Genomic DNA, 15,426 nt, shown 5'->3' with positions numbered 1-15,426 from the left:
TCAACTATTGTCAGTTTTCTTCGTCTCATCGATCTCGACCTTGGTGCCGTTCTCTAGGCCGTAATATCCGTCCACCACCACTTGCTGCCCCGGCGTCAATCCGCTCTCGACCAGGACCCGGCCGCGGGAGATTTGCCCCGCGGTGATGCCGACGGCCTTCACCGTATGGTCCTTCTGCACCATCCAGACAAAGTCACCGCGGGGCCCGTGACGCAGGCCGGCGAACGGGATCGTCATGGCATCGGGCTTATTGTCGACAGTGATGCGCCCGTTCACGAAGTCGCCGGGCCACAGCTTCGATCGCTTATTGGGAAAGGTCGCCTTGACCTTGATGGTGCCGGATGCCGGATCGACGTAATTGTCGACGATCTCTACCGTCCCCTGATCGAGCTCAGTCTGGTTGTCCTGCGCGAAGGCGGTCACGGAAGCGTCAACCCGGCCGATCTCGAGCTTAGTCTTCGCCAGCGCCCCGGCGGGAAGGGTGAAGATCACCGAGATCGGCTGCAACTGCACGATCACGGCGATCGGCTTTGCGTCGCTCGCGCGCACTACATTACCTTGGTCGATCAGGCGAATACCGATGCGCCCGCTAATCGGGGCGCGGATGGTGGTGTATTCGAGTTGCGACTTCGCGTACTCGATCAGGGCCTTGTCGTTTCTGACCTGCGCCCGGTTCTGTTCGACCAGTGCGCGTTGCTGGTCAACCTGCTGCTGGGTCGCGAAACTCTTCTGCAGGAGCGTGTCGTACCGCGTCATGTCGAGCAGCGCGCCGGCAAGAACGGCCTCGTCCTTCTGAAGCATCGCCAACTGCTGGTCGAGTTGTGCCTGAAACGGACGGGCATCGATAATCACCAGCGGATCGCCCTTAGCGACGTCCTGCCCCTCGTTGAACAACACCTGCACGATGTGGCCATCAACCCGGGTCGTGACCGCAACCGAATTGTAACCCTGCACCGTCCCGATGCCCGTCAGGAATATCTGGAAGTTCTCTTTCGCGACGGCGGCCACGCGGACTTGAGCCAGCGGTCGTTGCAGTGCTGTTGCGGCCGGCACGGCAAGCCACCGCGTCAGGCCGGCGCGCGACAGTAATGCCGCTAAGTCCCATCCCGCGTTTCTGAGAAAGAAGCCGCCAGTCAGGACGACCGCGGCGATCAGCAGGAGAACCGGAATGCCCCATCTGCGGCGGCGGCGGATTTGGGCGAGTTCTGAATTTTGAGAGATCGCGTCCAGGGTAGACTCCCAAATCTATGCACACGCTTCAGTCGTATCGTAACTTACCCACAATTCGCGAGCAAGCAGAGCGGCAAGGACATTGGCGAGCCGCATCTTTCGTTCAGATCGTTACCCGGCGTCAACGATAGCGGATTCCATGTCGCGCGATCCGACACGCGTCGATCCCGCCGGCTCGCCTCGGCTGTACTGCTCCGGCCATTGATGCACCGATCCCGATCCTTCGCAGAGGTCGTCGAGAATTTTCTGCACGTAGACGGCCTGGTCGAGCCGGGCGATCTCGTCCGACATACCACCGTCGAGTTCGTTGAGAATGCAGGTGAGCAGGCGACAGATCTTGCTGATGCCGAGTTCCTTCCGCGGAAGGTCCGTATCGTTGACCGCAAAGGCTGCGTGGGGGGTGAGGATGCCGGGCGCCGCGTCGAAACTCCAGATTTCCAGACTGTCGAAGTCCCACTGCGGTTCGTCGAATCTGAGCTCGGCGACATAGCGGATCGGCCCATTGCGCGCGCCGAAATACAGGATCACCCGCCGGTCACGACGGCTCCAGAGATAAGAGCAGGAGCCACTGACCAATGCCCTGTCCCCGAAATTCAGGGTCATGGAGACGGAGTCTGGGACCACGACACGGTCGCGGGTAAAGCCCGAGAGAATGGTCGCGGCGTTCACAACTGCGTAATCCGTGCCCACCTCGATACCCGCGACGTAGAGGACCAAGTCGAGCGGATGCGACAATTCGGAGAAGATTCCCATGGTCGGGCGAGCATCGTTGATTCGCTGCTTGGACCAGTTGAACAAGGCCCGCTTCATGCACAGGTCGTGACTCCTTATCCAGTGCCTGAGCCGGCTCACGACGGGGCTGTACCGCTCGACGAAATTCACCGCGACCGACATGTTCTCGAACTGATTGGCGATGATGTCGGCCTGGTCCAGTGTTTCCGCTATCGGCTTCTCGCAGACGATACGCTTAATCCGCGCGGCATGCTTGTGGAGCTTACGAAAGACGTCGAAGTGAGTCCGATCGCTGGTGCATATAAAGACGATATCGAACGAGTGGCGTTCGAGCACCTCATCCAGGCATATCGACCTCAGGACGCCATCGGACGAACCATGGACGAGTTTGCCCGGATCGATGTCGACGATGCACCGCACGTTGATGCGATTCCTGTAGCTGCCGAGCCGGCAAGCTTGGAGGAAGCGGCGACCGGACTCGCCAAATCCCACGATCAGAGCTGAATAGACGTCCACCATATCCCCCTTCCGGTGTGGGGCCCGCTGCACCGTGCCGGCGAGCTTACCGATTTCCAGCCGTTCATTCCCCTTGACCCGCCTCGCTAGACATGAAATGCGGCAAGCTTGTCCGCTGCGGCCGCCAATAAACGCTCGATGAACGTCGGGAGGACACGCTTGGCGCCCTTGGGCGGCAGCACCGCCTCGATCAGGACGAGCTTCTCACCGGCGGCCGCGGCGTCAAGCGCCACGCGCAATTGCTTGCGCGCCAGACATCGCACGTAGTCGATTTTGAACGTTCGCGCGACGCCCTCGAAGTCGATCGACATGCTGTTGCGCACCAGCTTTGGATACTCGTCGACAGCATCGAGCGGAATCAGATCGAACAGACCTGCGCCTGAATTGTTCAGGATCACGATGGCGCCCTTCAGGCGGTTGTGGATGCAGGCTTCCAGGGCGGACAGGTCGTGCAACGCCGCGAGGTCGCCGATCACCAGCAATCCCGGCTCGCCGCACGCGACGAGCTCACCGAGAAACGTGCCTATCGTGCCATCGATCCCTGACACACCGCGATTGGCCATGACGATCCGGCCGTCCGAGGTCGGACCGATCACAAAGTTCAAGAGGCGGATCGCCAGCGAATTGGCGACATGCAGCAGACGGAATCCGGTAGAGTTCGCCGTTTCCATCGCGACCTGCAATTCCGACCAGCCACTCGCGGTCACCTGCGCCTCCAGATGGTGGCGGATCGCCTCGGCTGCACCGAGCCAGCTCTCAGCCCATACTTTAGCGCCCGCCCCGAGCATGTCGCAGACGACTTGCATGGCCGCGTCGTCAGGGCAGATGAGCTGCTCGAAGTTGCGCGCGAGAAAATCGGCTTTGACCGGACGCCGGCCGATCCGGAGCACCCGCGCCGAACGTTGCAGGTAACTTTGCATCCTCTCGGAGACCGGCGCGGAACCAACCCGCACGATGAGGTCGGGCGCAGGCAATTGTGGCAGCAACGCGATGAAATCGCCGCAGGTCACGACCCCTGGAATTCCAAGTGACCGCGCCGAACCCGGTGCATCGGCGAGCACCGGGAATCCCGTCCGTTGCGCCAAAGTTCTGAGTTGCTCCTTCTCCAGACATAAATCCCATTCCGGCCCGCAAACGATCAGTCCTCGCAGGCTCGGGCGCGGGGCGAGCTTCTCCATAGCGGCATGCGCCTGCGCCGCCCCAGAACGTTCAAGCACGGAGGCATCGATGGTTCGCATCGCGAGGGCACGAGGCTGCTCGTTAGCCGGATCGATCCTGGGCGGCCCCGCTTCCGTCGAGCAGACCACGCCGATCAAGGGCACGTTGATCTGCACAGGACCACGGTTCGGGCCCGCCGCCACGAACTTGCGCAGATCCATCACGGCACTTTCCAGATCCTGCCGCGTCGCCGCCTCGTGGGTCGGATCGTCGAGATCGAGAACTGCCTTCAGCAGCGGCGCGCAAAACGCGACTTGCTCCGTGGTCTGCAGCAGGCCGGCACCGCGCAAACTCTTTGGTCGATCGCAAGTCAGCAACACCAGCGGAATGCCAACAGCCTCCGCCTCGGTCAGCGCCGGCACGATATTGGCGACCGCGCTTCCGGATGTCGTGCAGATCGCAACCGGGTTGCCCGTCAGCCGCGACAGTCCCAGCGCAAAGAAGGACGCACTGCGTTCGTCGGTCTGCACGAAGCGCCGCAGTCCATCCACTTCGCCGAGCGCGAAGACCATGGCGGCCGAACGGCCACCGGGACAGATCACGACGTCCCGGACTCCGAGCCGGAGGATCGCCGCCACAATCGTGCGGCACCACTCGACGTTCAGCGCGAGCGTCGTCCCGACAAGCGCAGGCCTTACCGTTTCAGGATGTCCTGAATCGGGCGAGGCAGCGGCGGAAGATGCGCCTCCCATCCTCGACCCCTCTCGGGTAACGGAAACTCCGGAATGCATCTGCGAACCTCATTCGTAAACTCGATTGCCATCTTGCCGCACTGGACCACCTGCGTCGAGACGAGCTGCCACATCGCATGCTTGAACTGCTCGCGATCGATCGCCCGTGCTGTCGTGATAATTCGGTCGGCAAGGTCCGGCGCATCGGCTCCGATCAGCGCGCCGCCGGCGCCGCATGACGACAGCAGATTGGCGATGCGCTCGTCGGTGGCGACCCCGATCAGCGGCTTGCCGGCCGGTGCGGCAGCCACGAGCGCGTGGAATCGCGAGCTGATGAGCAGCCCGGCCTCCCTCAGGATCGCCACGACAACGCCGATGGCATGGGTATGTCCAGAAACGATCTGGGCGGGACGATCGAGCCGGAGATTGAGATCCTCGCATGCGGTCGCGTCGATCGGCTCCATCGCAACAATCAGCGGACTGTACCCTTGTTCCTTCGCGATTCTGTTCACCGCCCGCGCAAGTCCCTCGATATAGGCAGTGTACTTCCGCTTGCGTGCATCGTCGTAGGTGTGGAAGAACATCCCGCCATATCTGGGCGCGCCGGCAGAGCTACCGTCGCGCGCCGCTCCGGCCCGCCGTGGATTCGGCCGTACCGGCCACCAAAACGGATTGACCGGGCAGACCGCGAGAACCGGGCTTGCAGTGTCGTAGCCCAACGCCCCCAGTCGCGATCGCGCTTGCTCGGGCGACGCGGCCTGGCAGGTCCATGCCGTGTCAGCGCCGAGCACCGCCCGAAGACCAAGTTTCGTCGCAGCGGCGGTCGACTCGCCATTGCGGCAAAGCAGCAGCGAGCCCGGCAGCCACTTGCGGACGAAGCCCTCCAGCACGGGCTCCATCCAGGCCACCTCCGCGCCATAGCCGACCGACAACCGGCCCGAGGCGACGCCTGCGCCGAGCGCTCCCGCCATGATCCCGGAGAGAACATTCGAGAAGGAGGATTTGAGCATCGAGCCTTCGCAAGCCACCACCGCATCGTGGGCCAGTGCGAAGTCGACAACCGAGCGCGGTATGGGGCCATCGAGGGTCAGCAGCTTCGCCTGCGATGCAAGATAGGGAGGCGTGTGCGGCCCGTTGAGGATCGTCGCGAACGCGACGTTCGTCCCGAGCAGATGCCGGAGCTGACGGATCATTTCGATGGTCCGCATGTCCGCGCCGACATTTCCTGCGCCAACATATCCAGCCAACAGGATCTGCAGCGCCCGGCCTGGCTTCCAGCCCGATGTTGGCCGAGCGGCCGCGTCGTGTATCAAGCCGTCGAGATGATCGAAGAAGACCTCTTCGGGATCCGGCTCTGCTCGCAGGACGGGCACGTCTCGCACGGCATCGTTCGACAATGGAGACATGCCTCTGTGACCCTCAGCCACCTATCTGAACCGGCAGCTTCGTATAGCCCCTGACGAAGGCGGAATGGACGCGTTCGGGACGCCCCACCAAAGCGACTTCAGGAAGAATGTTTAGCATCTCTTCCCAGAGGATCTTAAGCTGCAGCTCGCCGAGCCGCTCCCCCACGCAGCGGTGAACACCCGATCCGAACGACAAATGGCGTCGCGGATGAGCACGGTCAACAATGAACTGGTTGGCGTTCCTGATCATGCTCTCGTCCCGGTTCGCCGACACGTACCAGAGCACAACCTTCTCACCCTTGCGGATTCGGTTGCCGTAGAGCAGACAGTCGCGCGTCGCGGTCCGCCGCATATGTGCAAGTGGGGTCTGCCAGCGGATCATCTCGGGAACGGCGCTCGCAACCAGATTGGGATCGGCGCGCAGCTTGCGGTACTCGTCGGGAAATTTCGATATAGCGTCGATCCCGCCGCTGATGGTGTTTCGGATCGTGTCGCTGCCGCCCACGATGAGCAATACGATGTTGCCGAGAAATTCCATCGGATCGATGGTGCGGGTCGCGGCCGAATTGGCCATCAGCGAGATCATATCCGTGCGCCCCTCGCTATCCACACGCTCCCGCCAGAGCTGGCGAAAGCAGGTTAGGCAATCGAGAAGCTCTGCTTCGCGCTTCTTCTCAGTCTCTGCACCGGGCTCGCCGGGCATGGCGGTCGCGACGTCAGACCACCACGCGAGCCTACGCCTTTCTTCCCAGGGAAAGTCGAAGAGCGTGGCAAGCAACTGTGTCGTCAGTTCCACCGAGACGTGATCGACCCAGTCAAAGGTTTCGTTGCGCGGTAGATCCTGCAGCACTTTTCGCGTTTGTTGGCGCAGCTGTCCTTCGAGCTGGTTCAAGTTGGCGTGCGACATGACCGGTTTGATCACGCCGCGCTGCGCGGTGTGCTTGGGAGGATCCGCAGCAATGAACATCGGCAGACGAAACTGTGCCGACTGATCGTAGATGGTGATGCCGCCGTGCGAGGCGTCGGAGGAGAACGTTAAATGATCGGCCTCGACGTCGATGATGTCTTGATAGCATGTGACGGACCAGTAAGGACCGTACAGGCTTCCCCTGCTGTAGTGGATCGGCGCCTCTCGCCTCAAACGTTCGAAATAGGGGAAGATGGCGTCTGCCTGGAACAGGTCCGGCCGCCCGACGTCAATTTCCTCGATCGGCATCGACCAGACATCGTCACGTGTGATCGCCCGCTGAGATATCGCCATGTTGAATCGACGCCAAATTTCAAGAAACGGCTGGACCGCTCATTGCCGCAATGCCACCTGCCGCGACCATTAGCACGCCAGCCTGACCGCGACCTGACAGTCGCGCCTTGCATGTGCATCCATCATCACAATCGTCTCGATGGAAGTGTCGTGTCCGGTTTCACACCGAGATGCATGCACTGCGACGAAGCCGGTCCACATTGGCCAGTGCCGCCACCAAAAAGAAATGTCCGCGCCGATCGACGCGGACACAAGAGGTAGGTTGTTCGCCGCAGCGTGTCGAACGCGCTAGCCTTGCATCTGAAGGCGAAGGCTCAGCGGTCGCATATCGGTCCAGGTTTTTTCGATGTAATCTAGGCACTGCGGCTTAGTGCCCTCCTCGCCGACGGCATCCCAGCCCTTCGGCAACCCCTTGGTCTTAGGCCAGATGGAATATTGCTCTTCACCGTTCCTGACCACCAAATAGATGCGGTCGTCTTCACGATCCTCGACTGTCATGGCCCTCTCTCCTCGGTTTCATTGACCAAACGCCGCGAGCACGCGGGGCTTGTTTATCCAATATAACGCATCTAAAGGTTTATTCCAACGATCGACACCCAGCGTATGACGATTGCGCGAAGCGCCCTGACGCATGCGCCTCGACATGGTAGCCGCGATACCAGCGTACGAATTTCGCAATGCCTTCTTCGATCGGAGTCGACGGTTGAAAGCCGATGTCCCGCATCAGATCGTCCACATCCGCGAATGTTGCCGGCACGTCGCCGTCTTCCATGGGAACGAGCTCGCACCTTGCGCTGCGTCCGAGCTCCCGTTCTAGCACGGCAACGACATGCGTGAGGTCTTCCGGCCTGTTGTTGCCGATGTTGTAGATACGCCATGGCGCAGCGCTTGAACCCAAATTCGGGCTGTCGGTGGCCGACGCATTAGGCACCGCCGGTCGATCCGCCAGCCGCACGATCGCTTCGACGATATCGTCAACATAGGTGAAGTCGCGGCGCATCTTGCCGTGGTTGAAGAGCTTGATCGGCCTTCCTTCGAGGATCGCCCTGGTGAAGATGTACATCGCCATATCCGGTCGTCCCCAGGGGCCGTAGACCGTGAAAAAGCGCAGCCCCGTGGTCGGCAGGCCGAACAGATGGCTGTACGCATGCGCCATCAGTTCGTTCGACTTCTTCGTCGCGGCGTAGAGACTGACGGGATGGTCAACGCTGTCCCGGACCGAGAACGGAAGCTTCGTGTTGGCTCCGTACACCGACGATGACGACGCATAGAGCAGATGCTCGCAGCCGTGGTGGCGGCAGGCTTCCAGCACATTGGCAAATCCCTGAAGATTGGAGGAAATATAGGCCTGCGGATTCTGAAGCGAATAGCGTACGCCTGCCTGGGCGGCGAGATGGATCACGACCGGAAAGCGCTCCTCAGCGAAAACGCGCTTCAGACCAGACTCGTCTGCCAGTTCCTGCCGCACGAATCTGAAATGCGGCTGCTCGCGCAGGATCGCAAGCCGCGCCTCCTTCAACGACGGATCGTAATAGTCGTTGAGATTGTCCAGGCCGACGACGGGCCGCCCCAACTGCAGCAGCCGCCTGGCGACGTGAAAGCCGATAAAGCCGGCCGCGCCGGTCAGCAGCACGGAACCTTCCTTCATTTCCGCCTCGTCCCCATCATCTACAGGCGCCACAGCTCGATGCCAGGCGGTATCATCAGGCGATCCAGCCTGGTCTTGATATCGAGAACGAGGCCGTTGCCGTCACCCAGCAGCCGCTGGATGAACATCCACCCGCCCCTCAGGTAGTATTGATGCGGCACGGCCAGGATCACCGCGTGAGCCGGACGAAGCTCGTCTGCATCCGTCAGCGTCAGGCCGTATTCCTCCTTCGCCCGCTCCGCCGACGCGTGCGGATCATGCATTTGAACCTCGAGCCCGAACGACTGGAGCTCCCGGATGATGTCGACGACGCGCGAATTGCGCAGGTCGGGCACGTTCTCCTTGAACGTCAGGCCGAGCACGGTCACCAGGCCGCCGTGCACCTTGCGCTTCAGAAGACCCCGGATGCATTCGCGAGCAACATGCTGGCCCATGCTGTCATTGGTGCGCCGGCCGGCGAGAATGACTTCCGGATGGTAGCCTGCGCGCTGCGCCCGGCTGGTCAGATAGTAGGGATCGACGCCGATGCAGTGGCCGCCAACCAGCCCGGGCTCGAACGGCAGGAAGTTCCATTTCGTGCTCGCCGCGGCCAGCACGTCGGCCGTATCGATGTTCAACGCGCGGAAGATCAGCGCCAACTCGTTCATGAATGCGATATTGAGGTCGCGTTGGGTGTTCTCGATCACCTTGGCCGCCTCGGCCACCTTGATCGACGGCGCGCGATGAATGCCCGCAGTGACGACCGAGCCGTAGACGTTGGCCACAATATCGAGAGTCTGGCTGTCCTGCGCCGATACCACCTTAACGATAGTTTCGAACCGGTGATGCTGATCTCCCGGATTGATCCGCTCCGGCGAATAGGCGACCTTGAAATCGGACCCCGCGCGCAGACCGGACACGCTTTCGAGCACTGGCACGCACTCTTCCTCGATGGCTCCCGGATACACCGTCGATTCATAGACGACGATGTCGCCGCGCTTCAGCGCCCGCCCGACCGAACGCGACGCCGCCAACATCGCTCCCAGATCCGGATTCCGCGCGGAATCGATAGGCGTCGGCACCGTCACCACGAAGAAGTCGACGTCGGCGAAGTGGGCGGGATCGTCGGTGAACATCAATGCGGGATTGCACAACTCGTCGGCGTCGACCTCGTTGGTGCGATCAGCGCCCCGGAGCAGCTCGGCAATGCGATCCCGATCGATGTCGAAAGCGACGACCCGCCTTGCACCCCGCGCGAAGGCGACCGCGACCGGCAAACCGACATAGCCGAGCCCGATCACGGCAATTCGCCGGTGGTCGGACAATGAACGTTCCGGATAGGAAACACCGAGAGACGTCGCCGCCTCCAGCGCGCCCCATTCGGCGACGCGCTCCCGCAGCGCGGGGCCTGCGCTGCCGTCGTCGAGGTTCGCGTAGATCATCCCGTTGTCCGCCGAGGCCATTGTTGGTGATCCAGGTTTCAGGGCAGCGTTCAGAGAAGGGCCCGTGTCGAAATCCGCACAACAGCGTCCTCGCCTACATGCGAAACGTGCGCGCGATCAGTTTTCGACGGGGGTTTTGCAGTCAGAGTGTGACAGTGGCTTCAATCGTGCGGAACGCCACGAGTATAGCTTCAGCTAGATCGGGGCGCGAGAGGACGTTTGCGCTGGTCAAAATCTCTCTCACCATCTGAAATTTCTCCGTTGGCAATGCGCTCGCAAGCACGCGTGCAACGAACAAGATGCCTTCATTTTCAATAGATTCGTTCGTCACTGACACATCGATGCTGACGGGCGGCAGGACTCGATTGCCGGGCTTCGCGCTTTGCTCTTCCTGAATCTTCCGTAATTCCGACCTGACCTTCGTCAGCGTCAGACGCTCGCCCGCTTCGACGCGCCGAACCACTTCGTCGACGTAGTTCGGCGGCGTGCTCGCCGCGGACAGAATGTAGAGTAGCCCGGGCGGCAAACGCGCGACGGTGGCGCTTTTGTTGGCCGCCCATTCGGCGGCGTGCATGTAGGACTGCGCAGTTCGTGGATTTATTCCGGCCTCTCGCTCGACCCATTCGAGAAACGCGCCGTGCGGCAGATAGCGCTTCGCGCTCAAGAGGTCCTTTCCGATTTGGATGATTGACTTGGAGATGTACTGCCTGAGGCGTACGGCGTGCCCTTTTAGGTACCGCGCCACGTCTGGATTTACAGTTGCGTAATCAAATCCATCAGCATCAACAAGTGAACAGGGCAATCGCACGAGCGCATTAGAGCCTGGCATGGCAGCTTCCCGAGTGAACTTATGCGACTATGGTAGCATCACGTTTCGCTCACGCAACTCGATTCTAGCGATACAATTTGTGAGTGTAGACGCTTTTTTGGTCGTCGAAATTCGTGAAGTTGTCTTACACTCCTTCCAGAATGACGGGTGATGGTCGCACAACGCGATCAAGTCCGGCGAACCTGGAGAGAGGGAGAGATGCTTGTGCAAGGGCTCGGCCAACTCAGGCAGTTGGGCTATGTCGTTCGGGATATTCACGCAGCGATGGATCATTGGACGCGCAGGCTTGGAGTCGGCCCCTTCTTTTATTTCGAGAGAGCTCCCGTTCTAGACTTCCATTATCGAAACGAGCCGTCGCGCGCTGCTGCGAGCGGAGCTTTCAGCAATCTCGGCGCGGTGCAGATCGAGCTGATTCAGCCTCTGGACGATCATCCTTCGGTCTTCAACGACTTTCTCAATTCGGGACTTGAGGGTCTTCAGCATTTCGCCTTCTGGACCCAGGAATTCGACGCCTGCGTGGAGCGTTTCGCAGCGCAAGGCGCCGCGATAGTGCAGCAGGGATACACCGGGAACCGAAACGGCCGCTTCGCTTATTTCGAGACAGAGGCGCATCCGGGCACGATGATCGAGATTTCCGAGGTTCAGGACAAGAAGGCCGAATTGTTCGAACGCGTCGCTGAAGCAAGCCGGCGCTGGGACGGCAGCGACCCCGTGCGTTCCCTCTCGACGCCCTAGGGAACAACGACGCGATGCGGCCGGACATGGTCCGCAAGATTTGGGCAGACTCGCGTTTACCCCAACTCTTGGTTCCAACATGGCGAACACCAACGGCCGGGATGCAAGGAGAGTAGAGAGTGAAGGAGCCTTCGAGCCTGGACGGTCCGTTAGAGCAGATGAACAGGGGCCGGCGCGCGATCACGACGATGCACGCCGATCATAATTGGCAGGATCTGATCTGGTACGAGGCTCCGCGCGAAAATCCCGACCTGCCCGAGGTCTACGTCTATACCGACAGGATCTCTTATGCTCCCGGAGAACATGTCTGCTTTCATGCCAGCGCGACCGCCGCCCACTGGCATCTTGAGATCTACAAGGACGGTCACAGGATGCGGCTGGTACACCGCACCGACCAGTTGCGGGGCGTCTTCACCGAAACGCCGAAGGATGCATACAAGTCTGGCTGCAATTGGCCGGTAGCATATCGCTGGCGATTGGACGACCTAACGCCTTCCGGCTTCTATCAAGTCAGAGCTATTTGTGCTCGGCCCGACGGCAGCGAGTTCGTTCAACATCACTTCTTTGTCGTCAGGCCGACGTCTCGCACGCGAAGCGGGCAGATACTGCATGTCCTGCCAACGGCGACCTGGACGGCATACAACGACTGGGGAGGCGCAAATCACTACATCGGCGTCGAGGGCTTGGAGCGAAACCAGCCGTCCCCGGTTCTCAGTCTGCACCGGCCGTGGACCCGTGGTATGGTGTGGGTGCCCGACGCGGCGCCGCGCTTTTGCACCCCTGTTCCGGCCCCGAACACGCCGCCCCGGTACGAGGCCAAGGAGTGGGCTTACGCCAACGGATTCGGCTTCTTTTACGCTTCATCTGGATGGGCCCAGTACGACCGGCACTTTGCTGTCTGGGCCGAGCGCGAAGGCTACGCCTTCGACACGATCACGCAGACCGACCTGCACTACCATCCGGAGCTGTTGTCCGACTACTCCTGCGTCGTCATCGTGGGGCATGACGAGTACTGGACCAGGGAGATGCGACTCGCGATGGAGGACTTTGTCGAGCTAGGCGGTCACTTGGCGCGGTTCGGCGCGAACTTCTATTGGCAAATTCGTCTGGAGGACGGCGGCGGGCGTCAGGTCTGCTACAAGACACGCGCCCATCTGGACGATCCCATTCGCGACACCTCCGAGAAGTATCTGCTGACCACAGCCTGGGAGGATCGCCGCATCAACTGGCCCGGCACGAGCACCGTCGGAGTCAACGGGCTGGGCGGCGTCTACGCGTCGTGGGGCGGCTTCGTAGCCCGTGGCGCGCGAGGGTTCACCGTCTACAGACCCGAACACTGGATCTTCGCTCGAACCGATCTTGGATATGGCGACCTGTTCGGCGCAGAAGCCCGCATCTTCGGCTACGAGGTTGACGGTGTCGACTATACGTTCCGCGATGGCCTGCCGTTTCCAACAGGCCGCGACGGCGCTCCCCTCGATATCGAAATCATCGCGATGTCGCCCGCGGTCAACGCTGAAACTGACGCCCTCGGCGTCACGTTCGCCCCTTACATCGGAAATCGGGAGCAGCACGATAAGGCCGCGATGGTGTTCGGGGAGGTGACGCCGGAAACACTCGCCAAGTCCCGTAACGGATCGGGCATGATTGTCTCCATGCACCGCGGACACGGGCAGATACTGACTGCCGCGAGCTGCGAGTGGGTGATGGGCCTGAAGCGAGGCTGCTTCTACACGGAGCAGATCACCAAGAACATATTGGATCGTTTTACCTCATGATATTGAAAGGGCCGACCTCTTTGACGCCTGATTGCGCGGCAGTGACGCCACGATTGATTAACATTCGCCTGCTTTGCTGGGATAGATCACCGCGTCGCGCCGTCGACGCCATTGCGCCTGGGGACAGACATCGTGGTAGACGGATCGAAGCGCCTCGTATCCCGGCGGACCGTGCTGGCGGGCATGGCTGCAAGTTCGATGGCTGGTGTGATGACACAGCACGCAGCAGCCGGTGAGGCCGCCGACGGCCCGCTTTTCCTGCCGTCGGGACCATCAGCCGATCTCTACGGCGAGGCGGAAGGTTACCCCATTGCCGACCCGGCCCTGTCGGTTCAACCGGGAAATCCGTTCGAGCCGAAATATCGCGTCGGCGCGTTCACGCATCTCGACGAAGTCTTCAAGACGCGCACGATCAGGCGCGCGGCTGCTCCATGGTCGTTCCGGCGCAGCGCCGCCGACATCAACTACTGGCACTTCGGTGACCGCTCCTCCGTGCGGGCCTACCTGGCGCGAAACCCGGTCACCAGCTTGATCATCACGAAGGACGATTGCATCCTGTTTGAGGGCTACCAGTATGGACGAACGGACACGAACCGCTTCGTGTCTCAGTCGATGGCGAAATCCATCACCGGCTTGCTGATCGGCATCGCGATCAGCGAAGGCAAGATCAGAAGCGTCGACGACACCACCGAGACTTATGTGCCGGGTTTCGCCGGCACCGAGTACGGCAAGACCCGGCTCCGTGATCTCCTGCACATGTCCTCAGGCGTCCAGTTCGGCGAGGAGGAGGACAACAGCCGCGACCTCAACCGGCTGTGGCGCACCATGGTGCAGGGCAACGGTCTGTTCACCCGCGGGACGATCAAGAGCATCATCCAGTTCAACAAGCGGATCGCGCCGGCGGGCACGCGGTTCTTCTACGCGAGCATCGAGCCGGACGTCCTCGGCGTAGTGCTGCGCTACGCCACCGGCAAAACGGCCTCAGCCTATTTGGAGGAGAAAGTCTGGTCGCAGATCGGCACCGAGAACGACGCGAGCTGGATGCTCGACAACGAAGGATTTGAGATAGGCCACGGTTTCTTCAATGCCGGCTCCCGCGACTACGCACGCCTCGGCCGCCTGCTCGCCCATGATGGCGCCTGGAACGGAAAGCAGGTGGTGGATAGACAGTGGTTGATGGACGCCACCACTGTGCGCGCCTCAGACGAGTATCTGTTGCCCGGGAAAGCCGGTCCGAACCTAGGCTACGGCTATCTACTTTGGCTGCTTCCCGGCACGCGGCGCCAATTTGCGCTGATCGGCGCCTATGGACAGGCTATTTGCGTAGACCCACCATCAAAGCTGGTCATGGTTCAGACGAGCGTGGAAAGCTCCAGCGAAATCTGGCCATTCTGGACCGCTTTAGTGCGACAATTCGGCAACGTTGATCCGTAATAACGTCCATTGTGATGCCGATAAGAATCCGGCACTGCCCCTTCGCCATCTCGGAGGGATCAGCGTCCGGGTTCGGATCTTCATCACTTCTTCGCAGTGGAGCGTTTGCACTCAGCGATAAGCCGCTCACGCCTCAGCGCCCCCGCAACAGAAACGAGATATCAAATTTTGTCCGAGATGCTCTCGGGTGCAGATCTCCTTTGGCGTTGCTAGTGCGATCGACAAAATTGAGGCCTTGAACAAATATCTTTTCAACTGACGCCAATGAACGTCTTGATTGGCAAGTTGGCTTGAGCAGCACGTCCGCGCTGTGAGGATTGCGATTCGGTTGATTACATGTGATAATACGCGCTACGGATGTTTTAGATGAACTACGGTAGCGCTTATGCAAACCGCCTTAGAGGTGCTCCGAAATACGCCGATTTGGGTTTTTGCGATCTTGGCATATCTGATCTGGCAAGGAGTAAGCGCGCTCGGTCAGCAGACACGATCCTTCAGCAGATGCTTGGCTCTCCCATTTGTCTTCCTATTCTGGGGGCTCTTTAGT

General features: G+C 60.8%; 12 protein-coding genes. 3 read left to right on the top strand and 9 right to left on the bottom strand.

What is annotated here, in order from left to right; translation table 11 throughout:
* The 9 genes from MOV74_RS03005 to MOV74_RS02965 all read right to left on the bottom strand — a co-directional run bounded on the left by MOV74_RS03005 (position 1) and on the right by MOV74_RS02965 (position 10,932).
* Positions 1 to 1,053 carry an efflux RND transporter periplasmic adaptor subunit gene (locus tag MOV74_RS03005; protein ID WP_246917741.1) on the bottom strand — a complete coding sequence of 351 codons (1,053 nt, stop codon included), beginning with the start codon at positions 1,051 to 1,053 and terminating at the stop codon, positions 1 to 3.
* 288 nt (positions 1,054 to 1,341) lie between these two features.
* Complete coding sequence (locus tag MOV74_RS03000; protein ID WP_246917731.1) at positions 1,342 to 2,481, bottom strand: Gfo/Idh/MocA family protein; 1,140 nt, start codon at positions 2,479 to 2,481, stop codon at positions 1,342 to 1,344.
* Positions 2,482 to 2,564: 83 nt separating this feature from the next.
* A complete protein-coding gene (menD, locus tag MOV74_RS02995; protein WP_249796523.1) occupies positions 2,565 to 4,388 on the bottom strand; it encodes a 2-succinyl-5-enolpyruvyl-6-hydroxy-3-cyclohexene-1-carboxylic-acid synthase in 1,824 nt (607 codons plus the stop codon).
* A complete protein-coding gene (locus tag MOV74_RS02990; protein ID WP_246917709.1) occupies positions 4,331 to 5,575 on the bottom strand; it encodes a polysaccharide pyruvyl transferase family protein in 1,245 nt (414 codons plus the stop codon). The genes menD and MOV74_RS02990 overlap by 58 nt, the downstream gene beginning before the upstream one ends.
* A 211-nt stretch (positions 5,576 to 5,786) precedes the next feature.
* A complete protein-coding gene (locus tag MOV74_RS02985) occupies positions 5,787 to 6,989 on the bottom strand; it encodes a cytochrome P450 (RefSeq protein WP_246917707.1) in 1,203 nt (400 codons plus the stop codon).
* Positions 6,990 to 7,322: 333 nt separating this feature from the next.
* Positions 7,323 to 7,532 (bottom strand): MbtH family NRPS accessory protein, encoded by a 210-nt coding sequence (locus MOV74_RS02980; RefSeq protein ID WP_246917703.1) that lies wholly within the window; start codon positions 7,530 to 7,532, stop codon positions 7,323 to 7,325.
* A 79-nt stretch (positions 7,533 to 7,611) separates the two neighbouring features.
* Entirely contained in the window at positions 7,612 to 8,682 is a 1,071-nt protein-coding gene (locus tag MOV74_RS02975; protein ID WP_246917687.1) for an NAD-dependent epimerase, read from the bottom strand.
* A 20-nt stretch (positions 8,683 to 8,702) separates the two neighbouring features.
* Positions 8,703 to 9,986, bottom strand: coding sequence for a nucleotide sugar dehydrogenase (locus MOV74_RS02970; RefSeq protein ID WP_246917775.1), 1,284 nt, complete (start codon positions 9,984 to 9,986; stop codon positions 8,703 to 8,705).
* Positions 9,987 to 10,245: 259 nt separating this feature from the next.
* Positions 10,246 to 10,932, bottom strand: a complete 687-nt coding sequence (locus MOV74_RS02965; RefSeq protein ID WP_246917682.1) for a DUF3102 domain-containing protein — start codon at positions 10,930 to 10,932, stop codon at positions 10,246 to 10,248.
* 204 nt (positions 10,933 to 11,136) lie between these two features.
* Between MOV74_RS02965 and MOV74_RS02960 the strand changes: the two genes are divergently transcribed.
* The 3 genes from MOV74_RS02960 to MOV74_RS02950 all read left to right on the top strand — a co-directional run bounded on the left by MOV74_RS02960 (position 11,137) and on the right by MOV74_RS02950 (position 14,879).
* Positions 11,137 to 11,667: a VOC family protein gene (locus MOV74_RS02960; RefSeq protein ID WP_404979106.1), complete on the top strand. Its 531-nt coding sequence runs from the start codon at positions 11,137 to 11,139 to the stop codon at positions 11,665 to 11,667.
* A gap of 158 nt (positions 11,668 to 11,825) precedes the next feature.
* A complete protein-coding gene (locus tag MOV74_RS02955; protein ID WP_249797425.1) occupies positions 11,826 to 13,445 on the top strand; it encodes a N,N-dimethylformamidase beta subunit family domain-containing protein in 1,620 nt (539 codons plus the stop codon).
* Positions 13,446 to 13,616: 171 nt separating this feature from the next.
* Positions 13,617 to 14,879, top strand: coding sequence for a serine hydrolase (locus MOV74_RS02950; RefSeq protein WP_246917676.1), 1,263 nt, complete (start codon positions 13,617 to 13,619; stop codon positions 14,877 to 14,879).
* Positions 14,880 to 15,426: the final 547 nt, after the last annotated feature.

This window comes from Bradyrhizobium sp. SHOUNA76 (assembly GCF_023006445.1).
Classification (GTDB): domain Bacteria; phylum Pseudomonadota; class Alphaproteobacteria; order Rhizobiales; family Xanthobacteraceae; genus Bradyrhizobium.
Note: the sequence above shows the minus strand (reverse complement) of the source record. Positions and strands in the feature narration are given on the sequence as shown.